At 43.4% G+C, this 12,792-nt stretch carries 8 protein-coding genes; 2 read left to right on the top strand and 6 right to left on the bottom strand.

What is annotated here, in order from left to right:
• Window positions 1-20 precede the first annotated feature (20 nt).
• Window positions 21-1,520, top strand: a complete 1,500-nt coding sequence (locus FHW89_RS25075) for a RagB/SusD family nutrient uptake outer membrane protein (RefSeq protein WP_172337798.1) — start codon at window positions 21-23, stop codon at window positions 1,518-1,520.
• Window positions 1,521-1,681: 161 nt separating this feature from the next.
• A complete protein-coding gene (locus FHW89_RS25070; RefSeq protein ID WP_172337797.1) occupies window positions 1,682-2,911 on the top strand; it encodes a multiheme c-type cytochrome in 1,230 nt (409 codons plus the stop codon).
• A 307-nt stretch (window positions 2,912-3,218) separates the two neighbouring features.
• On the opposite strand, the gene FHW89_RS25065 is transcribed toward FHW89_RS25070, so the two are convergent.
• The 6 genes from FHW89_RS25065 to FHW89_RS25040 form a co-directional block, all read right to left on the bottom strand.
• A complete protein-coding gene (locus FHW89_RS25065) occupies window positions 3,219-5,549 on the bottom strand; it encodes a multicopper oxidase domain-containing protein (RefSeq protein WP_216650690.1) in 2,331 nt (776 codons plus the stop codon).
• A 15-nt stretch (window positions 5,550-5,564) separates the two neighbouring features.
• The gene (locus FHW89_RS25060) at window positions 5,565-6,080 is read right to left on the bottom strand and encodes a DUF3347 domain-containing protein (protein ID WP_172337796.1); all 516 of its coding nucleotides are present in this window, start codon (window positions 6,078-6,080) and stop codon (window positions 5,565-5,567) included.
• A 127-nt stretch (window positions 6,081-6,207) separates the two neighbouring features.
• Entirely contained in the window at window positions 6,208-6,612 is a 405-nt protein-coding gene (locus FHW89_RS25055) for a DUF2946 family protein (RefSeq protein WP_172337795.1), read from the bottom strand.
• Between the two features lie 129 nt (window positions 6,613-6,741).
• On the bottom strand, window positions 6,742-8,322 hold the full coding sequence (locus tag FHW89_RS25050; RefSeq protein WP_172337794.1) for a RagB/SusD family nutrient uptake outer membrane protein: 1,581 nt from the start codon (window positions 8,320-8,322) through the stop codon (window positions 6,742-6,744).
• Window positions 8,323-8,344: 22 nt separating this feature from the next.
• On the bottom strand, window positions 8,345-11,539 hold the full coding sequence (locus FHW89_RS25045; protein WP_172337793.1) for a TonB-dependent receptor: 3,195 nt from the start codon (window positions 11,537-11,539) through the stop codon (window positions 8,345-8,347).
• Between the two features lie 138 nt (window positions 11,540-11,677).
• Window positions 11,678-12,718, bottom strand: a complete 1,041-nt coding sequence (locus FHW89_RS25040; RefSeq protein ID WP_172337792.1) for a FecR family protein — start codon at window positions 12,716-12,718, stop codon at window positions 11,678-11,680.
• Window positions 12,719-12,792 lie beyond the last annotated feature (74 nt).

Raw genomic sequence — 12,792 nt, 5'->3', positions numbered from 1 at the left:
AACAAATAACAAGATTGATCATGAAATCAAAATATATTTTATATACAGGAGCAGTTTTGCTGGGTGTTGGTGCTTTAGCTTCTTGTAAAAAATCATTCCTGGAGTTACAGCCACAAGGACAGTTTCTTCAGTCAAACTATTATGCTAACCCTGCGGAGGCGCTTACCGCAGTAGTGGCAGCTTATGACCCTTTGGTTACTGAAACAGGCGGTATTGATAATACGTACTCATCACCCCTGGGAGCTTTGAATGCAGCCTCAGACGATTGTTATGCAGGTGGTGGTAGTTCGTCAGATGTACCGGCATGGCAGGCCATTAATAATTATACCCTATCACCAACTGTTGGTCCGCAGAATCAATTCTGGGCTATCAACTTTCAGGGTGTAAACCGTACCGACGTATTGTTGGAACAATTACCTAAAGTGCCAGGGTTGAGTGCCGACCTGTTAAAAAGATATACCGCTGAAGGCCAATTCCTGCGTGCGCATTATTACTTTGACCTGGTTAGATTATTTAAAAATGTGCCTTTGATATTATCTACGTTAACACTTAATAATGTATATCAACAGCCACAAGTACCAGCCGAGACTACCTATGCGCAGATAGAAAAAGACCTGTTAGCCGCTATTGACGGCTTACCGGTAACTATTGCCCCTGCCGAAAATGGCCGTGTATCTCAAGGTGCTGCTAAGGCCCTTCTAGGTAAAGTTTACCTGTATGAGAAAAAATGGTCAGATGCCGCCCGTTTATTAAATGATGTAAACACTAATTACAATTATAAGCTACTGGCTAACTACGTTGATATATTCAGCATTAAAAATAAGTTCAATAGCGAATCGATCTTTGAGTTAGTACACTCTGGCACGCAAAGCTATACCTGGAGCAACTGGGATCAGTTTAAATCAAACGTGTACGTGCAAATGGTTGGTCCAAGAAGCTACACCGGTCCAATTTACTACAGCGGTGGTTATGGTTTTAGCCCTGTTACTACACAGTTAGCTACTGCGATGAAAGGTGATCCACGTTATGGTTACACTATTGCAAATATCGACAGTTTAACCAAGGCTACTAAAACAAGCTATTCGCCAAGCTATCAGAACACCGGTTACTTTATACAAAAATACGCGCCTATAAACGCCAATAAGGTAACAACTGGTATTACTGAACTTAACTGGCCTAACGACTACATCGAGATCCGTTTGGCTGATACTTACCTGATGGAAGCTGAGGCCGATCTGAACGGTGGTGGCAGCACCGCTCGTGCACAAACTTTGCTTGATGCCGTGCGCAGCCGTGTAGGTTTACCATCGGTACCGGCAACTCTGCAAAATGTTTATAACGAAAGACGTTTAGAGCTAGCTACCGAAGGCCACCGTTGGTTTGACCTGGTACGTTGGGGGCAAGCACCTACTGCTTTAGCATTTAAAGGCTTTAAAGCAGGTGTAAATGAAATTTTACCTATTCCATTGAACGAGACAACCAATGGCAGCCAGGTAAAACAAAACCCGGGCTATAATTAATATAACCGCTTATATAGAGGGGCTGCCGCGTAATGTGGCGGCCCTTTGTTTTTTTATTTGTTTTATATAATTATTGAGGTAAATTGTTGTTGATTTTACCGGTTAACCCCGGCCAATAAAATCAGAATTAAACCACCGTATCCAATTTGTGAATTAAGGACATGCTTAAAAAAAAGACCTTCTTTTTTGTTTTAATTTCCCTTATCCCATTAAGTTTTATTTTAACACAGTGTTATAATGCCGGCGCTCCCGAAAACGATCCCCGGGGGCAGTTATTTGCCGGTTCAGAGAGTTGTGTTAAATGCCATAGTGATGTTTATAATTCCTATATGCATACTGCCCATTTTCAAACTACGCGCCCTGCCTCGGCCGATAATATCAAAGGTAGTTTTGCCAAAGGTTTTAACATCCTGGATTATGGTAATGGCTTACATGTAGCTATGGAAAAGCGAGGAGATAGCCTTTACCAGGCTGGATACATGAACAACAAGCAAACAGAAGCCGAGAAGTTTGAAATAACAGTAGGGTTGGTTAACGCGCAAACCTATCTGTATTGGAAAGATAGTCAACTGTTTGAGTTGCCGGTATCTTACTTTACGGCTTTGCATGGCTGGGCCAATAGTCCGGGGTATGATCCGACACGTGTGAATTTTCAACGGCCTATATTGCGTAAATGCCTGGAGTGCCATACGTCTTATATCGGCGATCTGCCACAAGCGCATATGCAGGTTGGATTTGATAAAGCATCATTGATATATGGTATTGATTGCGAGCGATGCCATGGCCCTGCTGCTAATCATGTTAATTACCATACCGCTTATCCGGATGAAAAGAAGCCAAAATACATTACCACCTATGCCTCTTTAACAAGAGGCCAAAAGATGGATGCCTGCGCCGTTTGCCATTCCGGGACTAAAGGTGGTTTTCTGCGTACATCATACGGTTTTCATATGGGCGATACCTTGTCGAAATTTAAAGAGATGACTTTTTTGCCTGATGATCCTAATCACCCAAGTCCTGATGTGCATGGTAATCAGAGCTCGCTATTGCCTGCCAGCAAGTGCTTTATCATGAGTAAGATGGATTGTAATACCTGTCATGATCCGCATGTTAACCAGGAAAAAAATATAGGCATGTTTACCCAAAAATGTCTGAGCTGCCATAGCGAAGCCAAGCACAATTTTTGCAAAATGGCTCCGCAAATAGGTGCGATGATTAATAACTATTGTATCAACTGCCATATGCCGCAGCAATCATCGCATGTGATCATGGTAGGAGGAGGCTCCCAAGGTAAAACCAGTGCGCCTTACCTGTTACGTAATCACCACATCGCGGTTTATCCGGAAGAAACTCAAAAGGTATTGGATTTTATTAAGACAAAGAAAATATAAACAAGGGGTAAAAAAAAGACGTATGTAATACGTCTTTTTAATAGGTTAACGAGCCGTTCTGGATAAAGCGATGTGTTTGCCGAACTTAAGTATGACCATTCAACCTTATGCAAAAAGTGGGTTTACATGGTTTACACTTTTTTCATATAAATTTAATTTAACTAATTGATTATTAGATATATAAACAAATGTTAACACCAAAAAGTGTAAACCCACTTTTTGGGTAATCTAAGACCTTAGAATATCCAGGTAAATCAAATAAAAAGAGGCTGATCATGATTGATGATACAGCCTCTTTTTTAACTAGTTAATAGGTAAGCGTTAAACCTCCGCCCCAACCCATATCACTGTCATAATGGGTAGACAGCGCAAAGTTACGGGTGAATATATACCTGAATCCGGCCGCATATTCCTTATCCGTATTACCCATAATGGTAAAACGCAGGCGGCTGGTAACCGGTATGTCATCACGGCTTAACTGAAACCTGAGCTTGCCATTGCCATCAATGCGGGCATCGGCTACCACCAGCATCGGCAGTGTATAGGCCAAACCGGCAACTACCGTTTTGCGGTTATTCTTATTACTTATCTGACCAAATAAGTTCTTTTCGGGCTCGCCAGTTTCTTTCTTGTAGTGATAATCAAAGCCACCATAAGCATACAACCATTGCATACGGCCAAAATAACGGCCCAGCATAGTTTCGCTTTCATAACCATCATGGTCATGTAAACCAAGATGCCATAAGGTCGAAAACTTCCAGCGGGTGTTAGCCAACGCGGCTGTACCATCGCTGCCATTGCTTTCCAGCCCTATTTTGGCCGATGCGTAAAAATGCTGATCATCCGCATAGATCTTTTTGATGGCTGCGGCTGGATCAGGAATCTCGGGATTCGGCGGCGAATTTTCATAGCTGAAGATGCGCCCCATACCGCTCATCATATGGTAAAGGATGTGGCAGTGGAAAAACCAGTCGCCGCTTTCGCTTGCCCTGAACTCAATGGTATCTCTTTCCATCGGCATAATATCCAATGTGTTTTTTAAGGGGGAATGATCGCCCTGCCCATTCAATACTCTGAAGTAATGCCCATGCAGGTGCATAGGATGGCGCATCATGGTGTTGTTATACAGAATGATGCGCACATTCTCACCCTTTTTGATCAGGATTTTGTCTGATTCCGACACGGTTTTATTGTTGATCGTCCACACGTAACGGTTCATGTTACCTGTAAGGTCAAACAGGAGCAATTTGGTTGGCCCCTCGGGCAGGGTGGTTACTTTGGTCGACCGTAACATGCCGTAATTCAGGGTGACAATGTCTGAGGAGCTGCTGCTCATGTCCATGTCACCCATATTCATGCTGCCTATCTCTTTATCACCGGCTTTTTTATCGCCCATGTCCATGCCACCCATTTTGTCGGTTTTCTTGTTCTTTTGGCCAGCAGGCTTTTCGGCTTCCCCGGTTATTTCGGGATACATCACCGTGTTCATATCCATTACCTGGTTGGTCATGGTCATGCCGTCCATCTCCTTCATGTTGCCTTGCATATCCATCATCCCATTCATCATTTTCATGCCTTCAAAATATTTAAGGCGAGATAGATGTGTGGCTTTATGCTGGGTACCTGAACCCAGCCAAAGTGAGGTGTATTTGGTTCTGTCCTCAGGAGTAGCTAAAAACTCGTAGCTGCCATCTTTAGGAATAGTGACCACCACATCGTAGGTTTCGGCAGTGGCGATGATCAGCCGGTCAACTTTAACGGGTTCTACATCCTCACCGTCATTGGCTACTACGGTTAGTTTACCGCCTGCATAATTGAGCCAGAAATAGGTTGAGGAACTGCCGTTAACCACATGCAGCCTTACCTGGTCGCCGGCTTTAAATTGTGGTGCGGTGTTCTCCGCTTTGCCATTGCTGAAGAAGCGGTCGTAGAACACATCACTTACGTCCATGGCGGTCATCCGTTTCCATTCGTTGGTAAGCTTTGTTTTAAGCTGTCCATCTTTAATAGCTTCGGAATAGCTCTGCATGCTGCCTTTACGTATGGCATACCAATCGGTAGCATTATGCAGCAGACGCTGTACCTGCTCGGGGTTATCATCTGTCCAGTCGCTCAGCAATAAGGTATAATCTTTAATAGGTGATGCTTCCTTTTCATGGATGATGAAAGCGCCATACATGCCGCTTTGCTGCTGTGTCATGGTGTGCGAATGATACCAGTAGGTGCCATGCTGTACCAGTGGAAATTTATAATGATGTGTTTCGCCAGCCTTTACCGGTGATGTGGTGAGATAAGACACACCATCGTACCGGTTAGGCAGTATAAGCCCATGCCAGTGGATGGATGTTTCCATCATCATGTTGTTATGTACGTATATCTCGGCAGTATCACCCTCGGTAAAGGTAAGCGTAGGTGCCGGTATCGATCCGTTAATGGCCATGGCGGGTCTGGCTTTACCGGTATAGTTTACTGCAGTATCGCCTATATATAAATGGTAAATCTCCCTGTTGCCTATTTTGGTATAAAAAGGCTCCCGCTTACCGCCGGCACCCTGATCCATTTTCATAGACATATGATGCTGACCGAAAGCAGTAGCCGCCAGGAACAGATTTACCCAAATTAAAAGGTAAGTCTTCATAAAAAAGCCTGTTTGTTATTTGGCAGCCGGTGCCAGTGTTTCGGTTGTTTTACCGCAGGTTAGCATTTGCTTGCCGTAGTATGGATTTTTAATAGCATTGGTTTCGCTCAGCCAGGTAGCCTTTTTCATGGGGCAATACTGCTCATAAATGGTGCTGGTGTTCAGTTTGAGACCTTTGGTTACCTCATACATGTTTTTGGATAAACTGGTGAAATGTTCACGCTGATGATCAATGGCATCGCTCTGGCTAATATGGCGGCTGTCAAATTCCAGTTTTTCGGCATAGGTCATCCATAATTTATGCTGATCGGCAGTTAACTTATCCATGGGTACGGCGGCAATGGCAGTTAAAAGATCTTTAGCCTTTGCTTTGGTTTGCACGTTGTTATCGGCAGTAAGGGCGTTCTTAACATCCAGGTAAGCACTCAGTACATTGTTTACAGCAGTATTGGCTGTTTTATCCTGAGCTTTAACGGTTGAATAAGTAATGAATGCGGTGAAAAGTATAATGAATGATTTTAACGTTCTCATGATTTTTTATTATTAAAAGTAATTAATTTTTAGTTGATAATCATTACCCGGCAATTACGAATAATAGCCTGATAAAATAAGTAGCAGACATAATAGGGCCACTTTAAAATAGGATTACTTTAATTGATCAGATCTGAAGAGAACGTTGTTGTATAGCTATCGCTTTGCCCGATAATCCCGGCGGGGCCTTACCGGAGCTTAGCCTAAATGTATTTAAAACGATGTAATGTGCAGCAGCGGGGATAGATTGAAATGGCCGGGTAATGATAGCTATCACCGGAGCCTGCGAATCAACACTGGCTGGTTTTATATTTTCTTTGATCACATAGTTGCCATGCTTTTTGCAGCAATCACAATCATCGCTTTTGGAACTGTGTTTATGATGATGGTGAGTTGTCGTATTATCCATGGCCTGCATAGCCATTTTGTTACCCATTAAGCTTTGGCCGGTACAATGTACCAGGCACACAAACATCCCTGTGGTGAGTAACAGGTAAAATGCTGCTATGCTTAAAACGGCGACTCTTTTCATCTAACAACAAAGTTAAAGCATTATAACGGATATGTTTTATAAAATTTTATACGCTATTTATAAAATTTTGGTCAATAAAAAACCCTTAGCTAAAAGCTAAGGGCTGTGATAAGGTTTGGGGGGTATTAATTAATAGCCAGGGTTTTGCTGCAGTTTCGAGTTCAGGATAATTTCGGCAGAAGGAATCGGGAACAGACGTTTGTTTACGTTATTGTCTGTTTTGTAACCCCATGACTCTTCGTATTTACCAAAACGGATCAGGTCATTCCTTCTCCAGGTTTCCCAGTCCAGTTCGCGTGCACGTTCCTGTAACAGGTTTGGCAGATCAACGCTTGTCCAGGTAGCGGCTTTACGTTTTGCCCTTAACTGGTTAATCAATGATAATGGACTATCGCCATTAGTTGCTGTTGCTCCGCGTAAAATGGCTTCAGCTTTCATTAGCAATATATCCGCGTAGCGAAATACCGGTACGTCATTACTTTGGTTGCGGTCTGTAGCGGTCACATCCGGATAGTATTTGTTATTACGGATACCCTTGGCTTTGCCCAACTCATCACCACCAACCTCAAAGGTAGGTACATCAACCAGAGTAAGGTCAGGTGTAAAAGTTAGCTGGAAATCAACCGGTGCAGTTGGATCCGGGCCGCTGTAGGAGGCATCCAACCCTTTTTTAGTGGTTTTGATGATGATAGGGTTGCCGGCAAAATCATACTGTTTGCCAATAAGCCAGATGCTGGTACGGATATCGTTAGGATCATTAAATTGAGCGTAATAAGAAGGAATAGTGCTGCATGGATTACTCAGACGATATAGCAAACCATATTTGGCTTGTAAGGCCGGGTGCAGGTTGTACCAGGTAAATTGCTCACCCTGGGCTTGTGCGTGGTCATAAGGAATAGCAAAGATAAATTCCTTGTCTTTAGGACCGTTATCAGGATAGAACATTTTGATATAATCATCCTCCAGGCTGTATTTGCCCGATGCAATGATGTTATCGCACATCTTAACGGCATCGTCATAGCGGCTGGTACCGGTGTAAACCTGGGCATTCAGATACATTTTGGCCAGTATGGCATAGGCTGTATATTGAGTTGGCCTGCCATAAGTAGTTTGATCAACAACCTGGCTCAATTGAGGGATCACCGCGTTCAATTCTTTTTCTATAAATGCAAAAACATCTTTACGGGCGGTGGTAGATGGTTTATCGGCCGAACCAAAAGTGGTTACTACAGGGATATTGCCATATAGGTCCATCATAAAGAAGAACACCAGGGCGCGGGTGGCTCTCAACTCAGCAATGGTAGTAGTTTTGGCTGGGCTATCAGGGGCAGTGGCAAAGCTTGCAATAACCCGGTTACAGGTACTAATGGTGCCAAAGCCCCATGTCCAGGCGTCCTGAACCTCCGGAAGATCGGCATTCCAGCTATGATAGTGCAATTGCTGATAACGGCCTCCATCGCGCCAGCCACCGGCTCTTGCAGGCATAATGGCCTCATCTGTACTTAACGATTGCATTTGCCAGTAAGCCTGTGCAAAAGAGCCTCTTAATTGCGCATAGGCAGCTCCTGATGCCAGGATAAACTGTTGCTGCGTTACAGGAAAATTATTAGGGGTTAACTCGGTTTCAACCGGTACATCAACCTTGGTGCATGATGATATGGTAAGCGCGGTTAAAAATATGGCGCAGTATTTATGAATGGAAGTTTTCATGTTGATCTGTTAATGAGATGATTTAAAATGAAGCACTTAAACCGAACAGGAAAGCCCTGGTACGCGGGTAGTAGTTCTTATTATCAATACCTGGCGTAAGGCCGCCCAACGAAACTTCAGGATCAATACCTTTATAACCGGTTATAACGGCCAGATTATTGCCAGATACATACAAACGCAGGTTACGAATTCCCGGGGTGAACTTAGGGAAGGTATAACCCAGGGTAGCATTATCAAGTCTTAAGTAAGAGCTGCTTTCGATATAGCGATCGGAATACAAATAGGCGTTAACATCCTTTGGTGATTCATTGGCTGATGACACCGGCAGGTTATAGCTCCGCACATCGCTGGTACGGTTCAGGTCGGCCAGGGTAGCGTTCAATACCTTGCCACCCAATGAGCCGCGGATAAATACATTCAGATCAAAATTGCCATAGGTAAAGCTGTTGTTAAACCCAAACAGTAATTTAGGCTGCGCATTACCAGCATAGTAATAGTCTTTTGAAGTTGGGGTAGTGGTAACACCGCCACTACGGCTGTAAAACTGTGATACACCGGCGGCATTTTTACCGGCATATTTATATAACAGGAACTGGCCAACCGGGTAGCCTGTTTTCAAGATCTGTACTTTGTAACCTGTTTCGCCCTGGCCACCTGGTTCTGCCTGTGGGATTGAATCCAGCTTAAAGCTGCTGTTTGATAAGGATACCAGTTTATTGTTGTTATGCGCTATGTTGATAGATGTATTCCAGCGGAATTTGCTCGATTGAACAGGTATCGCGTCAATAGTAACCTCATAACCTTTATTGGAGATCGAACCCACGTTGGCGGTTAAAGTACCTACAAAGTATTGAGTGGTTGATACCGGGTAGAAATAGATCAGATCGTTGGTTTTTTTATTATAAGCTTCAATGGTACCGCTTAACCTGCCTTTGAATAAAGAAAAGTCCAGACCCAGATTGTACATGGTGGTTTTTTCCCATTTCAAATCAGGATTGGCATTTTGTGATGGACCTATGGAATTGGTGAAGGTGCCATTGTAATAAAATGCACCCGATGTGCCGTATTTGATCTGAGATATCAGCGGATCAAAACCCAGGGAGTTACCGGTGATACCGTAGCTGGCGCGCAGTTTCAGATCGTTGAACAGATGCTGATTCTGCATAAATGATTCTTCGGTGATCCTCCAACCCAATGAAGCCGATGGGAAAGTGCCCCATTTGTTGTTGGCGCCAAAAGCTGATGAACCGTCACGTCTTAATGATAACTGTAACAGGTATTTATTATCATAGCTATACTTGGCCCTGCTGTAAAAAGATATTAAACGCAGTTTTTGATACAGGTTGGGTCCCCAGTCGGTCACAAACCCAGCTTGTGGCGAACCCAAACCAATGTTCAGGTAACCAATATCATCTGTCGGGAAATTTCGGTTATTGGCCTGGAAACCGTCGCCGTTAACATCTTGTTGTAAGCTGTAACCAGCCAATACATTGATGTCATGTTTGCCGGTAGCTTTAGCATAGGTGAAAAAAGTTTCAGCTACTTTACGGGTGTTTTCAAATGAGGAGCGGTAAGCCTCGCCGTTTACACCCTGGTCAAGCGTGTATTTACTGTTATAAAAAGCACCACCATTTACCTGTTCGCTTTGCGACGACAGGCTGATGTTGTAGGTAAAATTAAAAGGTAATTTCAGCTCGGCAGTAGCGTTGATCAAATTCAGTTTGCTTTTGGTTTTTTGGTAAGCATCGGCCAGTAAAGCTGCCGGGTTATAGTACTGTACCCTTTGCAAATTTTCGGTATAAGCGCCGTTTTGCATCACCGGAACAGTTGGCAGGTAACGCAGCATATTGTATAGCACAATATTTTGGTTAGGGATAATGTCCGAATTACTGGTAGCATTATTTACCGATAAACCCAATTTTAAACGATCATTAAAAGCCTTTTGCTCCACGGCAATTTTGGTAGTTAAACGGTTTAAGGCGCTACCTTTCAATATACCTTTATCGTCAAAATAATTAACAGAGGCGCTATAGGCAGTTTGGTTAAAGCCACCGCTAAGCGCTACGTTATGATTTTGAGAGTAACCGGTGCGGCTCACTTCCTTTTGCCAATCGGTATTAGCACCTTTTTGATCGGATGGGTCGAGCGAAAGGTTGTTTTTGGTTAGATAATCGTTCAACTGAGTAGCATTCATCATTTTGATGCTATTGGCGATTTTCTCAAAACCGGCGTAGGCATTGTAAGCTATTACGGCCTGACCACTTTTGCCCTTTTTAGTAGTGATGATAATTACACCATTGGCAGCACGGGTACCATATATAGCAGTTGCAGAGGCATCCTTCAATACGTCCAGCGTTTCAATGTCATCAGGAGCAACCAGGCGGAAATCGGCTCCTGGCACACCATCAATTACATAAAATGGTTCCTGTGCCTGGCCTGAGCGTAGGGTTGAAGGGCCACGTAAGCTAATAGAAGGTGTTTCGTTAGGGTCGCCGGAACGGGTAATGTTCAGGCCGGCTACTTTACCTTGCAGTAATTGTGCAGGGTTGCTGAACGCGCCTTTGTTAAAGTCTTTATTTTGAACAGAAACGATGGAACTGGTTAATAATTTACGCGATTGTTTACCGTAACCCACTACTACCACTTCTTTTAACGCAGCCTGATCTGGTTTCAATGATACGTTTACGGTACTGCCAGATACCGGAAGTTCCTGAGATACATAACCGATAAATGAAAATACCAGTGTATTATTTTCGGCAGCCTCGATATGGTAACTGCCTGAAATATCAGTTACGGTACCATCTGTGCTGCCTTTGAGCTTTACCGATACGCCGGGCAAGGTTTCGCCGGTTTGGGCATCGATAACCTTGCCAGATACGCGCATCAGCCTGGCGGTGGTTTGTACGTATATGGTTTGATCAACCCTTTTAAATGATAAGCCCGATTGTTTGGCTATCTTTTTTAATACATCATCAATAGGCTGGTTATTTTCAGACAGACTGATCTTTTTGCTGAGCTGTGCCTCAGTGGCATTATGTATAAAGCGTAAACCGGTTTGTTTTTCTATCAGAGAAAACACCTCCTTGATAGATTTTTCGGAAACCTGGATAGTGCAATTTATGGAGTCTGATGTGCGGTTTACAGTGGCTGCGCCAGCTTGCATTACCGTGCACATCAAATAAATAGCACTTAAAAGCGAGAATATATATTTTTTCATATTTTTGAGATTGTTTTACTAAAATGAATTGGGTCCTTTGGCGAGAACCTGATTACGGGGCAGGTGGTATGATCTGATCATACTGCCTGTTGTTGTTTTATGCTTTCCTTATTTCATTAAACTTTACCTTTCTTGTGTTTAGTTACATTTACCGGATATGATCATTTTATTGCCCTGCATTTGCCATGATACATCTGCTACCATTTTAATTTGCTCCATTACTTTGGCCAGCGGGATGTTATCAAAAGTACCTTTCAGCTTGCAACGCAGCAGGGTACTGTCTCTCAGTTGCACAGGTATGCCATACCATCTGCTTAATTTTTTGGCGGCGTCGGGCCAGCTGTCATAGTTAAATACCAGTTTGTTTTCTTTCCAGCCGGTGATGTCTTCGGCTATAAAATCGGTAACATGGGCCTGATGATTTGCTTTGGAATAGGTCATTTGTTTGCCCGGGTCAAGGATGATGCGTTTAGATGGATCATTATTCATATCCACCTGAACCTTACCTTGCACCAGCGATACGGTAATATTGCTGTCGTTTTGATACGCCGAAACGTTGAAGTGGGTGCCCAGTACCTGTGTGGCTATTTTGCCCGTATGAACAATAAATGGTTTTTGCGGATCGCGCTTTACATCAAAAAATGCCTCGCCATCCAGGTACACCTCTCGTTTATCATCGCCGAAAGTATTAGCGATATGCAGGCTGCTTGACGCGTTAAGGGTAACAACAGTACCATCTGGCAGATCGATCTTCTTCTTTTCGCCAGGAGCGGTATGCTTTTCGGTCATGGTCAGCGTACCCGCAGGTTTATTGCTAAGTTTGGCCTTATACAACCAAAAGGCGCCTGCAAGAACCAGTATGGATGCAGCTACGGTCAGTATAGGTCTTAATTTCCGGATGATGGTAATTGGGTGCCTGGTTTCTACCAATCCATTTTTGGAAGCGGATCCTGATGCCTCCAGGCTATCTATCTTTTTATTTAAACGGGCTAATGCATCATTGGCCTTGCTGCTATTATTGGGTATAGCCTTTCTGGCCGACCAGATCTCGGCGATATCCTCAAAAGCATCGGAGAATTCCTTGTCCGTTTGAACTTTCTGTAATAAATACTGGGTCTCCTCTTCGGTTATTTTTCCTTCCAGGTAACCTATAATCAGCAGGTAGTGATGTTCATCCATGTATGCCATTTTGAAGTAAGTATTCAAATCAGCATAATTCGATTACATGATTTTACGATTTAATATAATGTTAA

The organism is Mucilaginibacter sp. SG564 (genome assembly GCF_013149275.1).
Taxonomy (GTDB): domain Bacteria; phylum Bacteroidota; class Bacteroidia; order Sphingobacteriales; family Sphingobacteriaceae; genus Mucilaginibacter.
The sequence above is the reverse complement of the archived record's forward strand: the minus strand, read 5'-3'. Positions and strand labels throughout refer to the sequence as shown.